Origin of the sequence: Yoonia sp. (genome assembly GCF_042093035.1) — a bacterium.
In the GTDB taxonomy this organism is placed as follows: domain Bacteria; phylum Pseudomonadota; class Alphaproteobacteria; order Rhodobacterales; family Rhodobacteraceae; genus Yoonia.
The window spans coordinates 32,231-56,492 of record NZ_JBELFI010000007.1; the positions used below are offsets into that span (position 1 = coordinate 32,231).

General features: G+C 58.9%; 22 protein-coding genes. 12 read left to right on the forward strand and 10 right to left on the reverse strand.

Annotation, left to right across the window (positions count from 1 at the left end):
* Nucleotides 1–71: 71 nt before the first annotated feature.
* The 7 genes from cobM to ACFDSS_RS02325 all read right to left on the reverse strand — a co-directional run bounded on the left by cobM (nt 72) and on the right by ACFDSS_RS02325 (nt 6,786).
* Nucleotides 72–839, reverse strand: a complete 768-nt coding sequence (cobM, locus tag ACFDSS_RS02295) for a precorrin-4 C(11)-methyltransferase (protein WP_375254139.1) — start codon at nt 837–839, stop codon at nt 72–74.
* Nucleotides 840–930: 91 nt separating this feature from the next.
* A complete protein-coding gene (gene cobJ, locus ACFDSS_RS02300; RefSeq protein WP_375254140.1) occupies nt 931–2,739 on the reverse strand; it encodes a precorrin-3B C(17)-methyltransferase in 1,809 nt (602 codons plus the stop codon).
* Nucleotides 2,730–3,470, reverse strand: coding sequence for a precorrin-2 C(20)-methyltransferase (cobI, locus tag ACFDSS_RS02305; protein ID WP_375254141.1), 741 nt, complete (start codon nt 3,468–3,470; stop codon nt 2,730–2,732). Before cobI ends, cobJ begins: the two co-directional genes overlap by 10 nt.
* A complete protein-coding gene (gene cbiE, locus ACFDSS_RS02310; RefSeq protein ID WP_375254142.1) occupies nt 3,467–4,669 on the reverse strand; it encodes a precorrin-6y C5,15-methyltransferase (decarboxylating) subunit CbiE in 1,203 nt (400 codons plus the stop codon). The genes cobI and cbiE overlap by 4 nt, the downstream gene beginning before the upstream one ends.
* Entirely contained in the window at nt 4,662–5,297 is a 636-nt protein-coding gene (locus ACFDSS_RS02315) for a precorrin-8X methylmutase (RefSeq protein ID WP_375254159.1), read from the reverse strand. Before ACFDSS_RS02315 ends, cbiE begins: the two co-directional genes overlap by 8 nt.
* Before the next feature lie 68 nt (nt 5,298–5,365).
* Nucleotides 5,366–6,568: a sirohydrochlorin chelatase gene (locus tag ACFDSS_RS02320; RefSeq protein ID WP_375254143.1), complete on the reverse strand. Its 1,203-nt coding sequence runs from the start codon at nt 6,566–6,568 to the stop codon at nt 5,366–5,368.
* On the reverse strand, nt 6,565–6,786 hold the full coding sequence (locus tag ACFDSS_RS02325) for a DUF6732 family protein (protein WP_375254144.1): 222 nt from the start codon (nt 6,784–6,786) through the stop codon (nt 6,565–6,567). The genes ACFDSS_RS02320 and ACFDSS_RS02325 overlap by 4 nt, the downstream gene beginning before the upstream one ends.
* Before the next feature lie 300 nt (nt 6,787–7,086).
* Between ACFDSS_RS02325 and ACFDSS_RS02330 the strand changes: the two genes are divergently transcribed.
* From ACFDSS_RS02330 to ACFDSS_RS02350, 5 genes are all read left to right on the forward strand, one after another.
* The gene (locus ACFDSS_RS02330) at nt 7,087–8,064 is read left to right on the forward strand and encodes a glutathione S-transferase family protein (protein WP_375254145.1); all 978 of its coding nucleotides are present in this window, start codon (nt 7,087–7,089) and stop codon (nt 8,062–8,064) included.
* 121 nt (nt 8,065–8,185) lie between these two features.
* Entirely contained in the window at nt 8,186–8,560 is a 375-nt protein-coding gene (locus tag ACFDSS_RS02335) for a DUF1636 family protein (RefSeq protein WP_375254146.1), read from the forward strand.
* Nucleotides 8,557–9,492: a threonine-phosphate decarboxylase gene (locus ACFDSS_RS02340; protein ID WP_375254147.1), complete on the forward strand. Its 936-nt coding sequence runs from the start codon at nt 8,557–8,559 to the stop codon at nt 9,490–9,492. The genes ACFDSS_RS02335 and ACFDSS_RS02340 overlap by 4 nt, the downstream gene beginning before the upstream one ends.
* 14 nt (nt 9,493–9,506) lie before the next feature.
* The gene (gene cbiB / locus ACFDSS_RS02345; protein WP_375254160.1) at nt 9,507–10,385 is read left to right on the forward strand and encodes an adenosylcobinamide-phosphate synthase CbiB; all 879 of its coding nucleotides are present in this window, start codon (nt 9,507–9,509) and stop codon (nt 10,383–10,385) included.
* A 95-nt stretch (nt 10,386–10,480) separates the two neighbouring features.
* The gene (locus tag ACFDSS_RS02350) at nt 10,481–11,647 is read left to right on the forward strand and encodes a lytic murein transglycosylase (protein ID WP_375254148.1); all 1,167 of its coding nucleotides are present in this window, start codon (nt 10,481–10,483) and stop codon (nt 11,645–11,647) included.
* A gap of 51 nt (nt 11,648–11,698) precedes the next feature.
* On the opposite strand, the gene smc is transcribed toward ACFDSS_RS02350, so the two are convergent.
* Nucleotides 11,699–15,154 (reverse strand): chromosome segregation protein SMC, encoded by a 3,456-nt coding sequence (gene smc, locus ACFDSS_RS02355; RefSeq protein ID WP_375254149.1) that lies wholly within the window; start codon nt 15,152–15,154, stop codon nt 11,699–11,701.
* Nucleotides 15,155–15,420: 266 nt separating this feature from the next.
* Here smc and cobW point away from each other — a divergent pair, with 266 nt between their 5' ends.
* The 3 genes from cobW to cobN are packed head-to-tail and all read left to right on the forward strand — an operon-like array spanning nt 15,421 to nt 20,650.
* On the forward strand, nt 15,421–16,485 hold the full coding sequence (cobW, locus tag ACFDSS_RS02360) for a cobalamin biosynthesis protein CobW (protein WP_375254161.1): 1,065 nt from the start codon (nt 15,421–15,423) through the stop codon (nt 16,483–16,485).
* Nucleotides 16,482–16,949 (forward strand): GNAT family N-acetyltransferase, encoded by a 468-nt coding sequence (locus ACFDSS_RS02365; RefSeq protein ID WP_375254150.1) that lies wholly within the window; start codon nt 16,482–16,484, stop codon nt 16,947–16,949. The genes cobW and ACFDSS_RS02365 overlap by 4 nt, the downstream gene beginning before the upstream one ends.
* Entirely contained in the window at nt 16,949–20,650 is a 3,702-nt protein-coding gene (gene cobN, locus ACFDSS_RS02370) for a cobaltochelatase subunit CobN (protein ID WP_375254151.1), read from the forward strand. The genes ACFDSS_RS02365 and cobN overlap by 1 nt, the downstream gene beginning before the upstream one ends.
* On the opposite strand, the gene ACFDSS_RS02375 is transcribed toward cobN, so the two are convergent.
* On the reverse strand, nt 20,647–20,874 hold the full coding sequence (locus ACFDSS_RS02375) for a hypothetical protein (protein ID WP_375254152.1): 228 nt from the start codon (nt 20,872–20,874) through the stop codon (nt 20,647–20,649). The genes cobN and ACFDSS_RS02375 overlap by 4 nt on opposite strands.
* Before the next feature lie 151 nt (nt 20,875–21,025).
* On the opposite strand from ACFDSS_RS02375, the gene cobO reads away from it, so the two are divergent.
* From cobO to bluB, 4 genes are read left to right on the forward strand one after another with little or no spacing between them, the layout of a single operon-like run.
* On the forward strand, nt 21,026–21,634 hold the full coding sequence (gene cobO, locus ACFDSS_RS02380; RefSeq protein WP_375254153.1) for a cob(I)yrinic acid a,c-diamide adenosyltransferase: 609 nt from the start codon (nt 21,026–21,028) through the stop codon (nt 21,632–21,634).
* The gene (locus ACFDSS_RS02385; RefSeq protein ID WP_375254154.1) at nt 21,634–21,978 is read left to right on the forward strand and encodes a Lin0512 family protein; all 345 of its coding nucleotides are present in this window, start codon (nt 21,634–21,636) and stop codon (nt 21,976–21,978) included. Before cobO ends, ACFDSS_RS02385 begins: the two co-directional genes overlap by 1 nt.
* Complete coding sequence (locus tag ACFDSS_RS02390; protein WP_375254155.1) at nt 21,978–22,337, forward strand: Lin0512 family protein; 360 nt, start codon at nt 21,978–21,980, stop codon at nt 22,335–22,337. The genes ACFDSS_RS02385 and ACFDSS_RS02390 overlap by 1 nt, the downstream gene beginning before the upstream one ends.
* Complete coding sequence (bluB, locus tag ACFDSS_RS02395; RefSeq protein ID WP_375254156.1) at nt 22,338–22,961, forward strand: 5,6-dimethylbenzimidazole synthase; 624 nt, start codon at nt 22,338–22,340, stop codon at nt 22,959–22,961.
* On the opposite strand, the gene ACFDSS_RS02400 is transcribed toward bluB, so the two are convergent.
* The coding region (locus ACFDSS_RS02400) for a thiamine pyrophosphate-dependent enzyme (RefSeq protein WP_375254157.1) at nt 22,958–24,262 on the reverse strand (1,305 nt) is incomplete at its 5' end. The genes bluB and ACFDSS_RS02400 overlap by 4 nt on opposite strands.

Genomic DNA, 24,262 nt, shown 5'->3' on the forward strand with positions numbered 1-24,262 from the left:
CGGCCAAACATGCGGTGGAAAAGGTAAATCTTAAATGAAAAAATACGCCGCAGTGCGGCAATGCCTTATTTTCATGCCTTTGCACGCGGTCGCAGAACATGCGGCTTGGCCGCATCATAGAGCGCGGAATCGGGGAACCCGTGCGAATCGGCCAATGCAGGCCCGACAAGGATCAACGCGGTCCGTGTAATCTTCGCCGCACGCACCTTTTCGCGGACATCCATCAACGTCCCGCGAAGGATCAGCTGATCGGGCCAGCCAACCCGGTAGATCACGGCGACCGGGCAATCCGCGCCATAATGGGGTGCCAATTGGCGTTCAATCTCCCGCAGGGCGCGGATACCGAGATGGATCGCAAGTGTCGCACCCGTGCGGGCAAAATTCTCAAGCGTTTCGCCCGCAGGCATCCCGGTCGACTTCATCGACATGCGGGTCAAAATGATAGATTGTGCAACCTCTGGCACGGTCAGTTCTGTTCCGAGAGCTGCGGCGGCTGCGGCATATGCGGGTACCCCGGGCACGATTTCGTAATCAATTCCATCTGCCTTAAGCCGCCTGATCTGCTCGGCAATCGCGCCATAAAGCGACGGATCCCCCGAATGCACGCGGGCGACGTTCTGGCCCTTGGCATTGGCATCAAGAATGGCGCCATGGGTCTCATCCAGCGTCATTGATGCGGTATCCGCGACCAAAGCACCATCCGGCGCGCAGGCAACCACCTCAGCCGGCACCAAAGAGCCTGCATAAAGACAGACAGGGCATTCCCCAATGATCCTTGCCGCCTTGATCGTCAGCAATTCAGGGTCGCCCGGTCCGGCCCCGATAAAGAAAACTGTCATCGCAAAAACCCTTGCTTCTTAATCCCAACAAACTTCCGCCGGAGGCTCCAAGCTTGCGGTTTGCAACCTATGTCGCGGTCATGTAGCAGCGTCACTGCGCCAAATCCCCATCAATCTTTCGGGCATAGCCACGCGGGGTATACATCCGCGGCCCCTCACCCAAATGCGCCAGCTTGGAGTGCGAGGAACCGACCAAAACGACGGTCAACATATCGACCTCATCCACATCCAGCGCGTCCAAACGGCGATAGCGTACATGCTCCTCCGGACGCCCCAACGAGGAGGCTAGCATCACGGGTGTTTCAGGTGGGCGGTGTTGCAGAAGGATATCCCGCGCCTCAGCCAGCAATGTCCGGCGGCGCATCGAGACGGGATTGTAGAACGCAATCACGAAGTCACCCTCTGCCGCTGCCTTCAGACGCTTCACGATATCTTCGCGTGGCGTTAGCAAATCAGACAGTGAAATCGCGCAAAAATCATGTCCCAATGGCGCGCCGGCACGAGCTGCTGCACCTTGCAACGCGCTGACGCCGGGCGAACAAACCACCTCGACACGGCGCGCCGCATCTGTGACCCCCATCTGCTCCGGTCCGCGATCCAGCAGTTCAAACACGAGCGCGGCCATCGCATAAATGCCCGCGTCACCCGAACACACCAGAGCAACATTTTTCCCTTTTCCGGCCTGCTCCAGGGCATAGCGGCAACGATCCTCTTCTCCACCAAGCGGAAAGTCCGAACGCGCCTTGCCGATCGCCAATGGCCCCAGCAAATCGATATAGAGGCCATAACCCACCAACTCTTCTGCCGCAGCAACCAAGCGAGACACCTCTGGCGTGCGCCAAGCGGCCTGACCGGGGCCGATGCCGACAACGCTCAAACGACCACGCGCACGGCCTTTCAATGTCGCAATCGGCGCGGGGGCGATGACCACGGCGCAAGTGGCGTTTGCGGTCTTGCGCTTGGCAACCATGAATTCCCCGTCAGGTCCAGCCTGCGCGAGTGCTGCTGCTTCGGATACGCCGTGGGTGCCAACCTCTGCAAAGACCACGTCGGAAGGATTAGCCAATCGGGGCGTTTCAGCATCAAGCACATCGGCTTCGAACAGGCAAAGTGGCACATCCAATTGCGATGCCAATTGAATGATCGCAGGTTCGTCCGCCTTCAGCGTGATCGTGTTGACCGAATGAATGGCCTCAGGTGCGACATCAGCCTCAGCAAGAACCTCTTCTACCAAGCCAGCCAATTCGGCAGGCTCACAGTCACGCGCGCAACCAACACCAAGCGTCAGACGCTGCGGGGCAAACTGCAGATGCATGCCACCCAAATCGCTTTGTCGGCGCATCGTCGCAGAGAGCTTCACGCCATCGCCACGCGGCAGTTCCGAAAGCCATGAAGCATCGCCATCAACCTGCGCACCTTGCCCTGAAAGCAAAGTGGCCATCGCCTCTTTTGCGTCATCGCGATTGACCAAACGCCAACCGGCTGGCGGCGCATCAAGCGCAACCCCCACGGCCACATCACCTGCCGTCGTAACAGCGCAAACCGCGCCAAGTGACGCTGAAATTTGCGATGCAAGCCTGTTGGCCCCGCGATGCCCGCCCAGAAGCGGAACAACCACAACCCCATCATCAGAGACCGAAATCACAGGCGGCTCTTTGCGCTTGTCAGCGAGCAATGGTGCGACCACGCGAATAAGAATACCCGACGCGCAGACCCCGACGACAGGAATGCCTGCGGCAAATAAATCGCGCGCATGGCTGAGCGCATTGTCAAAAAATGCATCCGCACGGTCGACGCGCGACGCGCGACCATGCACTTGGGCACCAAGGATGGCCGCAACACGGTGTGCTGTGGCTTCACCAGACCGCGAAAGTGCCAGGACAACGGGTTTCAAAGCCAAGGATCGGCCCCTTTCGTAAGTAGTATCATTGAAAAATATGGCGCCTTTTCAGGTGCTTGGGAGAGCGGGAGCACGACTTCTTGTGGCAAGGTCGCACGTTCAACATAAACGGCGGAACCTGTCAGTCCGAGATCATCAATAATTGCCCTGATCTTGGCCAAATGGCGCCCGACTTTCATGATGACAACGCTTTCGGCCCCGTCAATGCGGCTGCGAAGCTCATCTTCGGGCAAAGGACCGGGCAGAACGGTCAACCGTTCATTGCGAGCCGCAAGCGGCAGTCCGGCGCGGGCGGCACAGGCCGTGATTGACGTGACGCCGGGGACAACATCAACGCGGTAGCGGTCCGATAAACGGGCGAAAAGATACATGAAAGAGCCGTAAAAGAAAGGATCGCCCTCGCATAAACAAACGACATCCCGTCCTGCGTCCAAGGCGGCCGCAATCTCTGCTGCACCCTTGTCGTATGCCGCCTGCGCCGACGCGCGCTCGATCGACATCGGAACATCCATGACGATCTCATGCGCATCGGCGGCGATCAGATCAGCCGCAATCGCACGGGCAAAGCTATTTGCACCGGCCAGTGTCGGATATGCGACAACAGCGGCGCTCTCGATCAGCCGCGCTGCGCGCAGCGTCATCAAATCAGGCGCGCCCGGGCCAAGGCCCACGCCAAACAACGTACCTTTATCATCTTGCCCTGAAAACTCCCGCCGGAGGCTTCCTGTCATCGCTTCACAAGGCTCCATTGGGTGACAGGCATCAACGGTCGCCACCCGGTAAGCCGACCAACGGGTTCAGCACGATGCACCGCGAGTTTCACCAGATCCCCGCCATAGGATTTATGCAAGGCGATCAATTCCGCTTCACTTTCAAGTGTGACGGCGTTGGCAACCAATCGACCCAAGGGGCGCAGCGCCGCCCAAGCGGCCGCGAATGTGTCGCGGCTTAACCCACCGCCGATAAAGATCGCATCAGGCGCATCCAGCCCGTGAAGGGCCTCTGGCACTGTGCCGTCAATCAGAGCCAGTTTCGGCACGCCCAACGCCAGAGCATTCGCAGCAGCCATGGCGCGACGGTCGGCACGTGGCTCAATGCCAATGGCGCGGGCATAGCGCGCCGCGCGCATCCATTCGATCGCCACCGAGCCGCAGCCTGTCCCAATGTCCCACAACAAGGCCCCACGCATCGGCATTAGCTTGGCAACAGTCGCAGCGCGCACCTCCTGCTTGGTCATGGTTCCGTCGGACTGGAACAGATCATCCGCCAATCCCGGCACCCGCGGCAGCAAGGCAGCATCCGGTGCGGCAATACATTCCACCGCAAGCGTATTGAAGGCAGGCACTTCATGGCCCCAATCTGCCGCAATCCCATCAAAGCGCGCTTCGTCCTTGCCGCCCATCGCGGCAAGAACGGTTATTTTCGAGCCCCCAAAGCCCCGGTCGGTCAGGAACGTGGCGATCTGTGCGGGTGTTTCGGCTCCTGTGGTCAAGACCAGCAATCTCGCGTCAGGCTGAATGAACGCGATCATCTGCTCGACTGGCCGCCCATGCACGGTCAGCGTTTCGACGTCCGGCAAGGACCAGCCCATCCGCGCGGCTGCAAGCTGAAAGGCCGAAAGCTGCGGGTGATAGACAATTTCTGCGGGATCAATCTCGCGCCCGATCCGCGCACCAATGGAAAACCAGAGCGGGTCACCCGTCGCAAGGATCACAACGCGCCTGCCGCGCAGCTCTTCAATGGTTGAAATCAGCGCATCGAACGGCTGCGGCCAGGCCATGCGCTGCGCGTCCAGATTTTCGGTCAACCGATGATGCCGCTCGCCACCGATGATAATTTCTGCCGCTTCGACAACAGCGCGGGTGGCGGGGACGAGCCCCTCCATGCCGTCTTCGCCGATCCCGACAATATGAAGCCAGGGATCAGACATCTTCCGGCAAGCCCGCGGCCAAGGCGTTCACTGCCGCGGACGCCATTGCTGACCCACCACGTCTTCCGCGCAACGCAATATATTCACAATCGCGCGGGTCTGTTGCAAGCTCTGCTTTGCTTTCCGCGGCGCCGATGAAACCAACGGGAAAACCCAAGATCACAGCGGGTTTTGGCCACCCTGCATCCAGAAGTTCCAGCAAATGAAAGAGCGCCGTCGGCGCATTCCCGATTGCAACGACAGCCCCATCGATACGCTTCTCCCACAACTCGACTGCCGCAGCAGACCGGGTATTGCCGATCCGCGTTGCGTGTGCTGGCACCGAAGCGTCATTCAACGTCACGATCACATCATTTTGCGCAGGCAAATAGCGGCGGATAATCCCGGCCCCTACCATTTCACAATCACAAAGCACTGGCGCACCGTTTGCAAGCGCGCGATGTCCGACCTCTGCTGCCTGTGCCGAAAAAGTGAGACGATCCGCAACTTCAACCATGCCACATGCATGGATCAATCGTGTGATGACGGGCTGCATCGCTGGCGCAAAGCGCGCCAAACGCCCTTCATCGCGCACAGTGGCGAAGCTTTGGGCGTAGATCACCTTTGGGTCTTTTTCGTAGGGGCGCAATGGCTGGCCTTTGGTTGATGTGTCAATCGCCGGAGCCTCCGGCGGGAGTTTTCTGGGCAAGATGATAATCAGGCTTTGGTTTTGCGTGCGCTTTCCGGCCCGTGCGGGTGCTTGGCGTGCGGGTATGGCGCATGATGATGATCGTGGTCATGGTGGTGGTGATCGTGGTCATGCCCATGGTGATGATGGCGGTGATGATCTTGTGCTTCAAGCCGACACATGCCGGTGCAGAATGTGTCGCATAGCTTGCAATCTGCCACGTTTGAACCGGGCGCATTCGCGCCTTGCCCTTCAACATGGTGATGGTGACTTTCCTGGATCGCGCCGACCTCGCCTTCAAACCCAAGTACCTGTGTCCGGTACTTGCACAAGACACATGTTGGGGGCGGGACGGCACCGAATGCAGGATGGCTGCGGTCATCTGCGCTGATTTCGTGGCTTTTGCCGTCTTCCAAGGCCAGAACCTGACTGCGATAACCACAGATCCCGCAGTTGGGCGGCGGCGTATCGCTGTCCTGTTCCAAGATCCGTTCAGCGAAAGTCTCAAGCACTTTGGGGTGATCGCCCAGATAGCCCGCCTTCACGAATTGCAGGCCCGGATATTCGGCTGCCACCTGATCGGTGAAGCCATAGATACGGTCAATCAGGATGCCCGAGAACAGGAAATACGGGAATACGATGATCCGCTTATAGGCAAGCCGCGCCACATGTTGCAGGCAGGGTTCCACGAGCGGAAATGTCACACCTGAATAGCCCACCTCGACCCAGCCAAATCCCATACCTTCCAGCAGCATACGTGCGATCTTGGCCACATTGCCGTTCGCATCAGGATCAGAAGCGCCGCGCCCAATCACAACCAGACAGGTGTCTGTCAGCGCCATCTCTCCGTGTTTGGCATTGGCTGCATCAACCGCGTCCTGAATGCGCCCTGCGGCAGCCGCAATCATCTTGGGGTCCACACCAAGTTCACGCCCGTAGGACACCTGCATCCCGTGTTTGGCAGCATAGGTGTTCAGGACCGTCGGAATATCGTTCTTGGCGTGCATCGCCGCAAAAAGCATCCCCGGCACCGCGAGGATGCGTTCGCACCCTGCCTCGCGCAGCTTATCCAGGCCGTCGCGGATTACCGGATTGGCAAATTCCAGATAGCCGTAGTCGGTCATCCAGTCAGCAGGCAAATAGGCAGGCAGCTTGTCTGCCAGCGTCGCGAATTCATCGACCGCAGACTGGCTACGCGACCCATGGCCGCAAATCATCACACCGGTTTTCATGCAGGTTCTTCTTCCAGCATTCCGTCGTCTTCGACCTCTGCCTCTTCCTGCTGAGCCTTCTTGCCCTTGAGAGCCCCCCAGATTGCCGCCAGACCAGCCAGACCGATGGCGGCACCTGCAACCCAATGTTCATGCCCGGCGACATCCGCCAAATGACCGGGATCTGCCACCGCAGATGTGCCTGCGAAAATCAGTAAGAATGTTAAAAATCCGCGCATGGGACCCTCCGTTTCACGACATGACCAGAGACCCGTTTGCCGGGTTGCGACGACGTGGCATCTTGGTTCCCTGACTGGGTCAACCTTCATGCCGCCAACCGTTCTGGCCCTGTGCGGGCTTCGTCTGGTGTTTTGTATAGTGATCGCGACAAGGCAGGGCAAACGCATAAACGACAATTCGCGACGACACGACGGCATGGACCCCTGTGCAAGAGCGCACGAATGCTGCGCACTGCCCGCCCTTTGTTGATACGTGCAAAAGCACTATGTCGTAACGCAACAGCAAAGGACAAAGAACACATGGGACGACTGGTAGACGGCGTTTGGCGCGATGTTTGGTATGACACAAAATCAACTGGCGGTGCATTCGTGCGCAAAGATGCCGGTTTTCGCAATTGGGTGACAGCCGATGGATCGTCAGGGCCGTCAGGCGTCGGTGGCTACAAAGCCGAATCGGGACGCTATCATCTTTATGTCTCCTACGCGTGCCCATGGGCCCACCGGACGCTGGTTTTTCGCCAGCTCAAGGATCTTGCGGACCATATCGGCGTTTCGGTCGTGCATCCTGACATGTTGGCGGAAGGGTGGACCTTTGAGACGGACGCGCATGGCGCAACGGGTGACACCCTGTTCGGGTTCAAGTTTGCACGTGACATCTATATCAAGTCTGATCCAAACGTCAGCGGGCGGGTGACCGTGCCGATCCTTTGGGACAAGCAAACCGATACCATCGTGTCGAACGAATCCTCTGAGATCATTCGCATGTTCAACAGCGCCTTCAACGATCTGACCGGCAATACCGACGATTACTGGCCCGTAGAGCTGCGCGATGCCATCGCCCCTGTGAATGACAGGATCTACGATACGCTGAACAACGGTGTGTACAAATCAGGCTTTGCCACCACACAACAGGCCTATGACAAAGCGGTCCACCCATTGTTCGACACTTTGGAGTGGTTGGAAGACCGCCTGTCTGAAAATCGCTACTTGATGGGCGAACGCCTGACAGAGGCAGACTGGCGTTTGTGGACGACGCTGGTGCGCTTCGACCACGTTTACCATCTACATTTCAAATGTAATCGCAAGCGGATTGCCGACTATCCAAACATCACAGGCTTCATGCGCGAGCTTTACCAAGTGCCCGGTGTGGCCGAGACCGTGAACATGGAGCATATCGTGCGTCATTATCACTACAGCCACGAAAGTATTAACCCGCACCGCATCATCCCGATTAACCCGGAGTTTACGCTGAATGCACCACATGGGCGGGGGGCTTAGCGCCTGCGGACTGGGCAAAGCAGCTCGGCAAGCTATTTGGATCAAGCGATGTCCTCACGCACGCTTGAACCCAGCGCAAGAATCCGCTTGAAGAACAACAACACTTATCGGGCGGACAGCAATGACAACTTGGATCACCACCTGCGACACCTGCAAACGCGAAGGCTGGGAAGCAGGCGCGATGGAGCAAACAGACGGAGAGGTCTTTGCCGCGCTCATTGAAGCAGCGGCGGCTGACGCACCGGACGTAAAAACACGCCGTGTTTCCTGTCTGATGGGCTGCAAGGGCGCGTGCAACGTGGCGGTTCAAGGTGCCGGCAAGTTGAATTACACGCTCGGCGCATTTGAACCAGACGCAGAGGCCGCAGCAGGCATTGTCGCCTATGCACAAGCGCACGCAGAATCGGAAACTGGGCGCGTTCCCTTCCGTGAATGGCCGCCAGCGATCAAAGGCCATTTTGTAACGCGGCTTCCGCCTTTGCCAACCGACGAATGACCAATGTTCGCGATCACGGTGGTGGCATTGACGCCGCGATTGCGCAATTCGGCGGCGCTCGCGCGGGTTGGCTGGACCTGTCAACCGGGATCAACCCGGTTCCCTATCCGATGCCCAATCTGCCCCCTGACGCCTGGACAGCCTTGCCCGACAAAGACGCCTTTGACAGGCTCTACGATCTGGCCCGCCGTTTCTGGAATGTGCCAGAGGGTGCGGCCATCATTGGCGCCACGGGTGCCTCAGCGATCATTGCGGCAATGCCCCGCGTGTTGCCCAAAGGCGAGGTCCGTATTCCCGGCCCGACCTACAACGAACATGGCGCCGCATTCGCGGCGGCCGGCTGGGCTCTTGTCCAGGACCCAAGCCACGTAACCGTGGCCGTTCACCCCAACAATCCCGACGGGCATATGTGGCAATCGCTGGCGCTGACATCACCCTATCTCATAATCGACGAGAGCTTTTGCGACGTGACGCCGGACGCCTCCCTGATCCATCTCGCTGAGCGGCCCGGCACCGTCGTGCTCAAGAGCTTTGGAAAATTTTGGGGGATGGCAGGGCTCCGGCTCGGCTTTGCAATCGGCGATCCAAAGATCATCGGCAAGCTCACGGATCTGCTTGGTCCATGGCAGGTTTCCGGCCCAGCACTGGCAATCGGGGCAGAGGCGCTTTCTGATCCGCAATGGGCGGATGAGAGCCGTTCAAGGCTGACGTCCGACGCGGCGCAGATGGACAAATTGATGACCAACAAAGGCGCCACTCTGGCCGGGGGCACAAGCCTGTTCCGGCTCTATGACGTCGGCGATGCACGGGCGCTTCAGTCTCATCTGGCAAATCGGCACATCTGGTCCCGCTGCTTCCCATACGCCCCGCAATGGCTGCGCTTGGGTCTGCCAGCACCAGAACGTTGGAACCAACTCCAGAGCGCACTGTGACCTTGCTCGTCGCCATGCTTCTGGATGCCGCCTTTGGCGAACCACGCTGGCTATGGTCGCGGTTTCCGCATCCTGCGGTCCTTATGGGACGGCTGATCGGATGGTGTGATGCGACTTTCAACGCCGGCGACCAAAAGCGGGCGATGGGCGTGCTCACCATGCTGGGGCTTTGTATTGGTGCGGCTTTGTTGGGTTGGGCGATTGAAACCCTGCCGACTTCGGTTCTGGATATTTTGATCCTCGCGATCTTGCTCGCGCAAAAATCACTGGTCCAGCACGTACGGGCAGTCGCAGATGCTTTGCGCCTATCACTGGGCGATGGCCGCAGAAGTGTCGCAATGATTGTGGGGCGCGACACGCGGGACATGGATGAAGCCTCCGTTGCGCGATCTGCGATTGAAAGTGCCGCAGAAAACCTGTCCGACGGTGTGATCGCGCCAGTCTTTTGGTTCGCAGTCGGCGGGCTGCCGGGCCTGCTCATTTACAAGATCACCAATACGGCAGACAGCATGATCGGCTATAAAACAGCAAAACATGCGGAATTCGGCTGGGCCGCCGCAAAATGGGATGATCTGCTGAACCTTATCCCGGCGCGGCTGACTGCGATACTTATTTGGGCCACGACAAAACGGCCAAATTTAAAGCTGATTATGAAAGAAGCGCCAATGCACCGGTCCCCAAACGCGGGTTGGCCGGAGGCGGCCATGGCGCATGGTCTGGACATCGCCCTGAGCGGTCCGCGCAGCTATGGCGGGGGCATCAAAGACTATCCCTTTGTGAATGGCGAAGGCGCGCATGATCTGGGACCGGATAATATTGATGCAGCAGTCGACGTGCTTTGGAAGACATGGGGCATTGCGCTGATATATGCGGCGATAAGTGCCGTCGTTTAAGCGTCAGCGGTTTCCCCCCAATCTCCACCGATACAGACTTGCGCAGACAGGCTGCACTGCTACGCTTGTCTGGGAATAACCAAACGGAGTACGCCATGCGCACCACAGCACTCGCCTTGGTCCTTTCGGCCACAACAGCTTCCGCGCAGCCATGCGGCGGAGCGGTGACCAGCTTCATCGACGGGGTCAAAGCCGACGCGCGGGCCCAAGGCATCCCACCGGCGACAATCGAGGCCTTCTTCCAGGGTGCACAGATCGAACAATCCGTGATTGACGCAGACCGTGCGCAGGGTGTTTTCCAGCGTGATTTCATCAGTTTCTCGCGGGCTTTGATAAGCCAAAACCGGATCGACAATGGCGCAATCTTCGGGCAGCGATTTGACGCAACATTCGACACCATTGAAGCGCGCTTTGGCATCCCGCGCGGTGTGCTTCTGGCGTTCTGGGCGTTCGAAACCGATTACGGTCAGGTCCAAGGCAGCTTCAACACGCGCAATGCCCTGCTGACGCTCGCCCATGACTGCCGCAGGCCCGAACTCTTCCGCCCGCAACTGATTGCCGCGATTGAGCTGTTCCGGCGTGGCGGCATGGACCCGGCGCGCACCACAGGCGCTTGGGCCGGTGAAATCGGGCAATTGCAAAAGCTCCCGCGTGAGATTGTCCGGCAAGGCATGGATGGCGATGGCGACGGGATCGTAGACCTCAAGAATTCGGCCCCCGATGCGCTGATGACGGGGGCAAATGTGCTGTCGTCGCTGGGATGGCGGGCCAATGAACCGTGGCTTCAGGAAGTGAAACTGCCCACCAATCTTGATTGGTCGCAAACCGGCCTGAACTATAAAACAACCGTGCGCGACTGGGCCAGACAGGGCGTTGTGGCACGCAACGGGTCGCTGGGGCCGTCAAATCTACAAGCTTCCATCCTGCTGCCAATGGGGCGCAACGGCCCCGCATTCATCGCGTACCCGAATATTGAGGTCTACTTCGACTGGAACAAAAGCTTCGTCTATGTCACGACAGCGGCTTATTTTGCGACACGGCTTGGCGGCGCACCGATCTATGACGCAGGCAGCCCTTCGCCAGCGCTCAGCGGCGATGAAATGAAGCGGTTACAAACCAAACTCACGGCGCGAGGCCATGATGTCGGCGGGATCGACGGGATATTGGGGGCCATGACGCGCGCGGCTGTGCAGGCGGAACAAATCAGATTGGGCCTGCCTGCCGACGCCTGGCCAACACGCGCGTTGCTGGACGCTCTTTGACACGCCTCGCACTTCATCTTGGCCCAAAAACTCCCGCCGGAGGCACCGACCCTAGGCAACCATCGCCGCTGCGCGTTTTAGATCAACCGACACCAACTGCGACACACCCTGTTCGCCCATCGTCACACCAAAGAGCCGATCCATCCGACTCATCGTCACCGCGTGGTGCGTGATAATCAAAAAACGGGTCTGCGTGCGGCGCGTCATCTCATCAAGCAGGTCGCAGAAACGCGCGACATTGGCATCGTCCAAAGGCGCATCGACCTCATCAAGCACACAAATGGGTGCGGGATTCGCAAGGAAAACCGCAAAGATGAGCGCGAGAGCCGTCAACGTCTGCTCCCCGCCCGACAACAACGACATTGTGCTTAGCTTCTTGCCCGGTGGCTGGCACATGATCTCAAGTCCCGCCTCAAGCGGGTCATCGCTTTCAACAAGAACGAGCTTCGCTTCACCACCACCAAAGAGATGTTTGAACAACAGGCCAAAGTTGTCGTTCACCTGTTCAAATGCGGTCAACAATCGTTCTCGGCCTTCTTTGTTCAGACTTGCAATGCCGGACCGGAGGGCGGCAATCGCGCTCTCCAAATCAGTCTTCTCGGAGACCAGCCCATCATGTTCGACCTGCACATCCTTTGCATCTTCCTCGGCACGCAGGTTGACCGCACCCAGGCTGTCGCGCTGACGCTTGAGCGCATTGACCTGCCCCTCGACAATCTCAGCGGCGGGCATATTTTCAACGTCTGTTTCAAGCGTCTCCAGCAACTTGGCCGGCGTGACATCTTGCGCTTCCATGATCCGCTCTTCAGCGTAGGTCACGGTTTCACGCGCGGCATCGGCACGGGCTTCGGAACGGGCCCGCGCTTCACGGGCCTCTGAGGCCAGTCGCTCTGCATCGCGCTCGGCATGGCCCGCATCACGCAATGCGGTGTCGGCCTCAGCAAGCTTGTCCGCCGACCCTTTGCGCCGCACTTCGGCGTCGTCGATTGCATCAGCGAGTTCAGACCGCTTGGCTGCAATCTCCTCTGGCGCAGCGGTCGCAGCCACCAATTCGATTTCCGATGCCTCCTTGCGCTCTGCCAGTTCAGCCGTCCGCTTATTGGCAGTTTCCAGGCGGTGTTTCCAACCGCTGATCTCCTTGGTGATTTCCTGAGAGCGTCTCAGACGGGCTTCGCCCTCACGGCGGACTTCATCATGGGCCGACCGGCGCGACATCATCGTGATCCGCGCAGCTTCGACCGTCAATTTGACGTCCTCAACCGATGCCCGCGCGGTATCAAGATCACCAAGATCGCCTGCCGCCTTTTCAGCATTGACCAAAGACTGGCGGGCCGTGATCGCGTCTTCCTCATGCCGCTTGAGCGCCAGACCAAAGCTTTCCAGCTTGCCTTGCGACAAATTTCGATCGGCTTCTGCGCGGCTCGCCGCTCGGTTCGCGTCGGCAACGGCGCGGTCCGCATCGCGCCGCGCTTGCCTTGCCACGTGATCGGCCTCAGTCTGCTGCTTGAGCATTGCAGTCAATGTCTCGTGCGCCTGCGCCGCACCCTGTGCCGTAGCGGATGCCTCTTCGAGATCGCGCTTCAACTCGGTCAGGCGGTTCAACTGTTGCAAGCGCAAGGCGGCGGTTGATGGTGCGTCCTCCGCACCCGCCCGGAACCCATCCCAACGCCACAAATCGCCTGCAACCGACACAAGCCTCTGACCCGGTTGCAGCGCAGCTTGCAAACGCGGCCCATCGGCGGCATCGACCAATCCAACCTGACCCATACGGCGACCAAGAACTTCTGGCACCGTCACGTAATTCGTCAGTGCCTTCACACCATCTGGAAGCGTTTGTGCCGCAGCATAGCCCGGCAGCAAGGCCCAACCTGACTTTGCATCGGCACCCACGGCAGGCGCACGCAGATCATCGGACAGAGCTGCACCCAGCGCTTTTTCGTAACCACCCTGAACACGCAGCTGGTCGAGCACCTGCCCGCCTTCAGTCGTGTCACGTTCAACCAATTTCGCAAGCGCGGAAACTTCGGCCCGCAGCGCATTCGCTTCGCCTTCCGCCTCAGAGCGTTTGGCACGGGCATCGCTTTCGCGCGATTGCGTGTCGGCGCGGGCGGCCTCGGCCGCGTTCAGCGCCGCCTCTGCCGCCTCTGCGGCGGCAACTGCGGCCTTTTCGGCCTTACGCGCCGTTGCAAAATCCGCTTCCGCCGTGGCCAGCGCATTCTCCGCCTCTGCCATTGCAGTCTTGGCGCGCGCCGCCTCAGCTTCGCTTTTGGACAGCGTTGTGCGATTGTCATCCAACAGGCGCTGCGCGGATTGGTGCCGCGCCGCGAGCCGCGCGACGTCCTCCGTCAATTGCGTCAAATCCGCTTCACGCTGCTGCAATACGCCTGCGGCTTCACGGGCGCCGACCTGCGCGTCATCGAGGCGCCCGTCGTGCCCCTCACTTGCTTTGACAATCTCGCGCGCTTCCCATTCGAGCCGCTCAATCGTTTCGCCAGCGTCCTTGTTCAGCCCGCTTTCGCGCTCCATGTCGCGGGTCAACTGGTCGATCCGCGCACGCAGGGTTGCGATCATGTCGCGTGCGCGCGCCTCTTGATCGTTCAGCGCATCCCGCTGCACTTGCAAACGCTGCAATACCGCTGCAGCGATAGCTTCTTCTTCACGCAAAGGTGGTAATGCCGTCTCCGCTTGAGCCCGCGCCTTTGCCGCCTCTCGCGCGGCTTTTTCCGCTTGCGCGGCGGCCGTGGTCCGATCGCGCAATTGCTCGGCTGCGGCCAGCAACGCCTCATCCGCTTCTTTCCAACGCCGGAACAACAATATGCCTTCCGCGCGGCGCAGCTTGTCGCCAATCTCGCGGTAGCGTGCAGCCTGCTTGGCCTGCCGCGCCAATTGCCCCAATTGCGCGGCCAATTGTTCGATCACATCGTCAACACGCGTCAGGTTGGTTTCGGCACCTCTGAGCTTCAGCTCCGCTTCATGACGCCGCTGATAGAGCCCGGATATCCCCGCTGCCTCTTCCAGAATCCGCCGACGCGCCTTGGGTTTGGCGTTAATCAATTCAGAAATCTGGCCCTGCCGCACGAGTGCGGGGGAATGCGCGCCCGTCGATGCATCTGCAAAAAGCATCTGCACATCGCGCGCACGCACGTCCTTGGTGCCGACTTTATAGGCGGAGCCCGCATCACGGGTGATGCGCCGGACAATCTCCAGGTTGTCATTGTCGTTGAAAGCCGCAGGCGCCAGCCGTTCGCCGTTATCAATGACCAGCGAGACTTCGGCAAAGTTGCGCGCAGGCCGCGTGGCCGCACCTGCAAAGATGACATCCTCCATCCCGCCGCCACGCATCGCTTTGGGACGGTTTTCACCCATCACCCAGCGTAACGCTTCAAGCAAATTGGATTTGCCGCATCCGTTCGGCCCGACGACACCGGTCAGACCATCGGCGATGACCAGATCGGTGGGGTCCACGAAGCTCTTGAAGCCGTTCAATCGCAGTTTGCTAAAGCGCACGAAACTTTCCCTGGATGATTCCTAAAGGTGCAAAATCATCGCCCCCGCACAGCACAACTGTCAACGGGAGACCCACGTATATGGCGCAATTGCGCAAGTTATCCACAAGATATTGCGGTTTATGGCGGTTTTAGGCAGGGAACTGCCGCAGCGGTCCACAGCAACTGCGGCATCAGGGGTTATTGATGCCCTGCGCGCGATTGAATAGGTCTTTGGCTGACCGATCCTATCCCGCGATTCTGTCGAATTTGAACTGGAACCACCCTATGGCCGCAAAAATCCCCGCAACTGTTGTTACCGGCTTTCTCGGTGCCGGAAAAACAACGCTGATTCGGCATATGCTACAAAACGCCCAAGGCAAGAAAATCGCGCTCATCATCAACGAATTTGGTGATCTCGGGGTCGATGGGGACATTCTGAAAGGGTGCGGGGACGACGTCTGCACAGAAGATGACATCGTGGAGCTGTCCAACGGTTGTATTTGCTGCACCGTGGCCGATGACTTCATTCCGACAATGGAGGCGCTGCTGGCCCGTCCAGACAAGCCGGATCATATCGTAATCGAAACTTCCGGCCTTGCACTGCCGCAACCTTTGGTACGCGCGTTCAACTGGCCGGGTATCTCAACCAAAGTCACAGTTGACGGGGTTGTAACAGTCGTCGATGGGCGCGCGGTCCATGATGGTCAATTCGCCCACAACGTCGCTGCGGTCGACGCCCAGCGCGCGCAAGACGAGAACCTCGACCATGAAACCCCGCTGTCTGAGCTTTTCGAAGACCAGATTGCCTGTGCTGACATGATTGTCGTGAATAAGATCGACCTGCTGGCCGCCAGCGAGGCAGAGACGCTGACATCACGTTTGAAATCTGAAGCGCGCGGCGGTGTACAGGTCGTCAAAGCCGCGATGGGCGCGTTGCCTGTTGATGTGTTGCTGGGCCAGGGCATCGGTGCGGAAAGTGATCTGGAAAGCCGTCATGAGGTTCATCACCATCATCACGATGATGAGGCGGGGGATCATCACCACGACCACGCCCATGAACACGGCCATGATGAATTTGAAAGCTTCATCGTCACACGTGACGAAATAGATGACGCAAACGCCTTTGCCGAACTGGTCGCAGATGTGATCCGCGCCAACAATATCCTGCGGCTGAAGGGCTTTGTCGCCGTGGCGAACAAACCGATGCGTCTGACCCTCCAAGCCGTGGGACCCCGTGTGGATACCCATTTTGACCAACCCTTTGGCAGCGCCATGCGTGAAACGCGACTTGTGGTAATCGGTGAAGCCGGATTGGACCACGCCAAGATCACAGCGGCCTTGCAGGCATGATAATCGTCGAAAAATCCGACCCGCATCATCCGCAGGCAACTGCGCTTTTACAGCAAAGCCACGCGCTGATGCAAAGCCTGTTCCCGCCAGAGGATAACTTCTATCTCGAAGTCAGCGACCTGGCCGCCCCGGGCATTCATTTCTTCACCGCACGGATCGGCGCGGATATCTGCGGGACCGGGGCACTGGCAATCAAGGATGGATACGGCGAAATCAAATCGATGTTCGTGGCCGAAACCGCGCGCGGCACGGGTGTCGCCGATGCCATTCTGCGCCAGATCGAAGACACCGCGCGGGATGAAAACCTGACCGTTCTGAAACTGGAAACCGGCACATTACTGCATGCGGCGCATAAGCTCTACCTCCGTCATGGCTATACCGCATGTGATGTGTTTGGGGATTATGGATCAGGCAACAGTTCCATTTACATGCAAAAGCGCCTTGATGCACAGGAACAAGTCTGATGCATCTGCTTGCAGCGACTCCGGGGGCAATTACAGACGGGTCAGAACCGGTTGATCTGGGCCAGACGCCGGCTGATATTGTCATCATTTCTGCCGCAGACACCGAGCTTGCGGCTTTGTCAGAAGCGCAGGCGGAAATGACCGATCCGCCGACGCTGCGTCTGGCAAATATGATGCACCTGATGCACCCGATGTCGGTCGATTTGCATCTGGATGTTTGCGCCACGAAATCGCGCATGGTCATCGCCCGTATTCTGGGCGGCGCGGGCTATTGGAAATACGGGCTAGCCCAATATGCAGCGCGCCTGCATGACGCCAGCATCCCTTTCGTGGCGCTCCCCGGCGACGACAAACCCGATCACGAACTGCGCGAACTCTCGACCGTCAGTGCGGAGGATTATGACACGCTCTGGTCCTATCTGGTCGAAGGTGGGCCGGAGAACAGCACGAATATGATCGCCTATGCCAAGGCAATGCTGGAGGATGGCGATAAACCGGCCGCCCCAAGCCCACTTCTGCGCGCTGGCGTTTATTGGCCGGGTGCGGGCATTGCCGATCTCGACGCCGCCAAGATGGGATGGTCAGAGGGCGCTCCGATTGTGCCGATCATCTTCTATCGGGCATTGGTGCAGGGCGGCGGATTGAACCCGATCAACCGTATAGTGCGCAGCCTGTCGCGCGCGGGGCTCAATCCATTGCCGATATTCGTCGCCAGCCTCAAAGACCCGGTCAGCACCGCCACACTGTCCCGGATCTTTGCGCAGGCACCACCTGAGGTTATCCTCAACTGCACGGCCTTTGCCGTGGGCAGTCCGCATGACGGCGATGACAGTCCAGAAAACCCGCTTCTGAGCAATGATGCGCCCATCTTCCAAGTGATCCTATCCGGCGCAGCGGAGGACACATGGGCCGAAGGTCTCCATGGTCTCACCGCCCGCGACATCGCTATGAACGTAGCACTGCCAGAGGTCGACGGACGCATCCTGTCCCGCGCAGTCAGCTTCAAAGGCGAAGCTTTCTTTGACGACGCCACCGAATGTCCGATTGCCACCTATCAAGCCCGCGGCGACCGGATTGATTTCGTCACGCAATTGACCAAACGCTGGGCAAACCTGCGGCGGACCGCTGACAGCCAAAAGAAAACGGCCCTCATCCTCGCCAACTACCCCAACAAGGACGGACGCTTGGCCAACGGAGTGGGGCTCGATACGCCTGCGGCGACAGTTGGCGTGCTTAATCTGCTCAAGTCAAACGGCCACGACGTCGCTCCTCCGGCAGACAGCGCGGCTCTGATGTCGCAAATCATGGCAGGCCCGACAAATTGGCTCACGGACCGCGCGGACAAAGAAGGCGGAGAATTCCTGCCTCTTTCCGTCTACAACACCTACTTCGACGCCCTGCCATGGGACATCAAAGAACAAATCACGACCCGCTGGGGCAGCCCGGACCAAGACCCCTTCATCTTGGCCCAAAAACTCCCGCCGGAGGCTCCGACAGATACCTTACAAACAGGGTTCGCGCTCAGCATTCACCGTTTCGGGAACGCCGTCGTCGGATTGCAGCCCGCGCGCGGCTACAACATCGACCCCACAGACACCTACCATTCCCCCGATCTGGTCCCGCCGCACAACTATCTGGCGTTCTATTTCTGGCTGCGCCACCATTGGGGGGCGGATGCGATCGTGCATATGGGCAAGCATGGCAATCTGGAATGGCTACCCGGCAAAGCCGTGGCCCTGTCAGAAACCTGCTGGCCGGAGGCCGTCTTTGGCCCCACCCCACATATCTACCCATTTATCGTCAACGACCCCGGCGAAGGTACCCAAGCGAAACGGCGGTCCTCCGCCGTGATTATCGACCACCTGACACCACCACTGACGCGCGCGGAAAGCTATGGGCCGCTACGTGATCTCGAAGCGCTGGTGGATGAATACTATGAGGCGGCCGGCGTCGATCCGCGCCGCATCGCGCACCTGCGCCGTGAAATCCTGTCCCTGTCGGATGTGACAGGATTGGCGAAAGACGCAGGCTTCACAGGCGACGAAGACGGCGATCTGGGAAAGCTGGACGCCTATCTTTGCGAACTTAAAGAAGCGCAGATTCGTGACGGCCTGCACATCTTCGGACAATCACCGACCGGGGATCAGGAACGCGACCTGGCCATTGCTTTGGCACGCGTCCCGCGCGCAAACGGCAAAGGAAGTAACGCTTCTTTGCTGCGCGCACTCGCTGGCGATCTGGGTGTCGGCATTGACCCGCTCGATTGTGATTTAGCAGCAGTTGCTGAAGCAAAACCTCAGGCATTGCGAGACGACTCCACATGGCGCAGCAACGGCGACACCGTGGAACGCCTCGAAGCGTTCAGCCAGGCCATGGTCAGCGGCCACATCGCGGCACCCGGCCCGCAAAGTGCCGCGGTCGCCGCCGAAATTGCAGATCACATCATGCCCACGATCCAGTCTTGCGGACTTGCGGAAGGAAAAGCCCTTCTCACCGGTCTGGCAGGAAAATTCGTCGCGCCCGGCCCGTCCGGGGCGCCGACCCGCGGGCGGCTGGATGTCCTTCCAACGGGTCGCAACTTCTTCTCGGTCGACAGCCGCGCGGTGCCAACACCGACGGCTTGGGCGCTGGGGTGGAAATCAGCAAATCTGCTGATCGAAAAGCATCTTCAAGACCAGGGTGACTGGCCTCGAACGATGTTGGTCACCGCTTGGGGCACAGCGAATATGCGGACCGGCGGCGACGACATAGCGCAAGCTTTGGCGCTGATGGGTGTGAAACCGAAGTGGGACAGCGCAAACCGACGTGTTACCGGTTTTGAGATCATGCCCCAATCCGTTCTCGGTCGCCCACGCGTCGATGTCACTTTACGCATCTCAGGCTTTTTCCGGGACGCATTCCCGCAGCTCATCGCCCTCGTCGATAGCGCCGCCCGCGCCGTACAAGGCCTTGACGAACCAGCCGATCTCAACCCCGCCGCTGGGCGCGCGCAAGCAGGAGAGGACCAAGCACGCGTTTTTGGCTCAAAACCGGGCGCTTACGGGGCGGGTCTGCAGGCACTCATCGACGAGCGTATCTGGGCAGATAAATCCGACTTCGCCGAGGCGTATCTGGAATGGGGCAGCTACGCCTATGGGCAGGGCGCGGAAGGCCGCAAAGCGCGTGATGCCTTCGAGACCCGTCTGAGCCAGACCGAAGCCATCGTGCAGAACCAGGACAATCGCGAACACGATGTTCTGGACAGCGACGACTACTACCAATTCGAAGGCGGTGCCGCGGCTGCAATCAGCACGTTGCAAGGTCAGGACCGGCCCATCTATCACAACGACCATTCCCGCCCCGAACGGCCAGTGATCCGAACGCTCGAAGATGAAATTGGACGCGTCGTCCGGTCGCGCGTCGTGAACCCGAAATGGATCGATGGGGTCAAGCGTCACGGCTACAAAGGGGCGTTTGAGATCGCGGCGACGGTGGATTACCTCTTTGCCTTTGCCGCCACGACAGGTGCCGTGCGCAACCACCACTTTGATCTGGTCGAAGAGGCGTTTATCAAAGACGACGAAACCCGCGACTTCATTGCTGAGGCAAACGCACCTGCGCTCAAAGAAATTGCCGAACGCCTGCAGGAGGCAATCGACCGCGACATCTGGCAACCCAAGTCAAACTCAGCGCGGGCGCGGATTGCGGGCTTGCTGGATTAGGGGCAATCGACCCTGACCTGCATGACCGCCTGATCCCCCTGCCATGTGCCATCTTTCGGCATGCATCCAGTGGCTTTCCGGACCGCGTCCGATGCCCGCGGCAAAATCGCGCGCAACGAGAATACAGCCTCCATATTCGTGCGGATGACCTCGACCCTGTCGTCCTTGCGGCGCACATCAAAGGTGCTGCCGTCAACCGTGACAGTCTGTTTCTCCACGCGCATAAACCCGACCGAAGGGCTATTGCATGCGCCAAGTGACGCTGCCACAAGTATACACCCAGCCAATTGATTGCGCATCCGATCACCCGTTTCATTTGCGCCGATCGTGCCGCAGACTGGTTAACGAAACCTTTACGCTTTGGAGGAGGACGCCATGACAGAAGAGACAGATCGCCACGCTATGAAGATGGCCAAAAAGAAGGCCGCGCGCGACAAGATCATGGCCACCAAGACCGACAAAAAAGGCTTGGTCATTGTCCATACTGGCAAAGGGAAGGGCAAATCCTCTGCCGCCTTCGGGATGATCTTCCGCTGTATCGCCCATGACATGAAATGTGCGGTCGTGCAGTTCATCAAGGGCGGCATGTCCACTGGCGAACGTGACCTGATCCTTTCCAAGTTTACCGATACCTGCGCATTTCACACGATGGGCGAAGGCTTCACTTGGGAAACCCAAGACAAGTCCCGCGACATCGAAATGGCTCAGGCTGCATGGGGCAAAGCCAAAGAGCTGATCCTTGATGAAACCAACCACATGGTCTTGTTGGACGAGATCAATATCGCAATCCGTTACGATTACGTCAGCGCGGCAGAAGTTGTTGCCTTCTTGCGCGATCACAAACCGGAAATGACCCATGTGGTTTTGACCGGACGCAATGCGCATGAAGACCTCATCGAGCTGGCAGATCTGGTTACCGAAATGGAACTGGTCAAGCACCCGTTCCGATCAGGCATCAAGGCGCAGATCGGGGTGGAATACTAATGGCCAAACATCGCGTCCTCACCGAATTCGGCATGGGCACCAGCCTGCGCCGCCAAGACTATACCCAAGCTGCACGCCGAGGACTGCAAGATGCGCTCTGGCATAACTCCATAAACATGGCAGAGCTTTTCGGGTTTCCCAAAGAAGCGATGCTGATCGACGTGCAAGTCGGTGTTCAACAGCCCGATCAGGTGGACACAGCCAGCTTGTTGGACATCTTCCCCTATGGCCAGCCAACTGTCACCGTTCACCATGGCGGTCTTGATGTGCCGCGTCCTGATGGCAAACCGACTGTGATCGCAAATGTCGCCATCAACGTGTCATTCGAGATGGAACGCACCTAATGGAGCAGCGGATTATCATTGAAATGGGTATGGGCAATGACCTGCATGGGATGGATTATCAAAAGGCCGCGCGCCGGGCGATCGAAGACGCCGTCCGGCATTCCACGTTGCCGATCTTCCAAAGCATCGACCTTGACCATACGCAAATGCGGGTACAGGTGACGGTGGCTGTCCAGGAGCCCGACAAAATCGATACAGAGGCGTTGAGGTCAGGTCTGCCGAGGGGCCGCGCAGAGATCAGTGTCGTCGCGGGCGGGCTGAACATTCCAAACCCAGAGACCGGCGACACGGCGGTTGTGGCTACAGCCTCTGTTGAAGCTTTTCTGCCTTCGCAAGTCGGGAAATGGACCCAAACCTAAATGGAACTGACGCAGGCCCATCGCGACGCATTGAGCGATATTTTGAAATGGCGGCGCGATGTGCGCCATTTCTTGCCTGATCCTGTTGATCTTGAGGTTCTAGACCGGCTGCGTGCCGCGATGGATATGGCGCCTTCGGTTGGAAATGCGCGACCATGGCGAGTGTTGCAGGTGACAACCCCGTCCCTTCGTGATGCCGTCATTGCCAATTTTGAAGCCGCAAATGCCGAAGCCGCCAAGATTTACGATGACGCCAAGAAAACGCGCTACAACAAATTGAAGCTGGCCGGATTAAAGGTCGCGCCAGTTCATCTGGCCGTCTTTACGCAAGCCGAACCAGCCGAAGGGCATGGGCTCGGGCGACAAACGATGCCTGAAATGCTCTCCTATTCCACGGTTGCCGCGATCCACACGCTTTGGCTGGCGGCGCGGGCAGAAAACCTTGGGCTGGGGTGGGTCTCAATCCTTGATCCTGACGCAATTGCCAAGACACTCGATGCCCCGATAGACTGGCATCTGACCGGGTACCTTTGCATCGGAAAAGCCGCGCGCGCGGACGATACCCCGCTTTTACACCGCAATGATTGGCAGGAAAACACCCAAACCGTCTGGAAGAAGGCCTAGCCCTTCATCGCAGCCGCGCGCACATCAGAAAGGCGCGCGCCGGTTGTCAGCGCTTCATCGTCCACTTGGCATTCGATCACGGCCAATGTCCCGGCGGCTTGCGCGCGGGCAAACGCGTCCGGGAAGTCTGCTGATGAGGTCACGACCTCCCCATGCCCGCCATAGGCGCGGGCCAGCATCGCGAAGTCCGGGTTCACAAGTTCAGTTCCTGACACACGCCCCGGATAGGTCTTTTCCTGATGCATCCGAATCGTCCCATAGCGGCCGTTATTCATCACAATCACAATGGGGGTGGCACCGTGTTGGGTCGCTGTTGACAGCTCATTGCAAGTCATCTGGAAACACCCGTCACCAGCAAGGCATACCACCGTACGATCGGGATGCATCAGTGAAGCAGATATCGCCGCTGGAAACCCGTACCCCATCGAGCCTGATGTCGGTGCGAGCAAGGTGCCATATTGCTTATAAACAAAATAACGGTGCAACCATGCTGCATAATTGCCTGCGCCATTGGTCACAATCGCATCATTTGGCAAAGTATCAGACAAGTGCTTGATGACATCTTCCTGCTTGAGCGTACCAGGGCTTTCCTGTGGTGTCAGCCAAGCCTCATAATCCGCGCGCGCAGCCGCCGTCCACGTCGACCAATCCCCACCCGATGGTGCATTGGCAAGCTGGCGAAGGGCGCCAGGCGCCGTTGATACAATCCCGATATCGGGGCTGTAGACCCGTCCGATTTCATCTGCATCTGCGTGTATATGAATGATCGTCTTCTGCGGATTGGCGGGATCAACCAAACTATATCCCTGCGTTTCGATATCGCCGAAACGCGTGCCAATCAGCAGTAAGAAATCAGCCTCGCGCAGGCGCGCTGCGAGCTTTGGATTGACACCGACATTCAGATCGCCGGCATAGCAGGCATGGTGGTTTTCGATGTAATCCTGCCTGCGAAACCCCGTGGCCACCGGCACATTCTGGATTTCGGCAAAGGCCTGTAGATCGGCTTGCGCCTCTGCGCTCCAATGCGGCCCACCGACCACAACAAGCGGTTTTTCGGCTTGGCCCAAGGCGCGCATGGCGGATTGGACAGTCTTACGGCTCAACACTGGAGCAGGGAGATCAGGAATGCGCAGATCAGGGACATCTGCTGTTGCACTCAACATGTTTTCAGGCAGCGCGAGAACCACGGGACCGGGCCTGCCCGACATTGCGACACGAAAAGCGCGACCGATGTATTCGGGCAGGCGGTCGGTATCATTCACCTGCGCAACCCACTTCGCAAGACCGCCAAAAACGGCCTT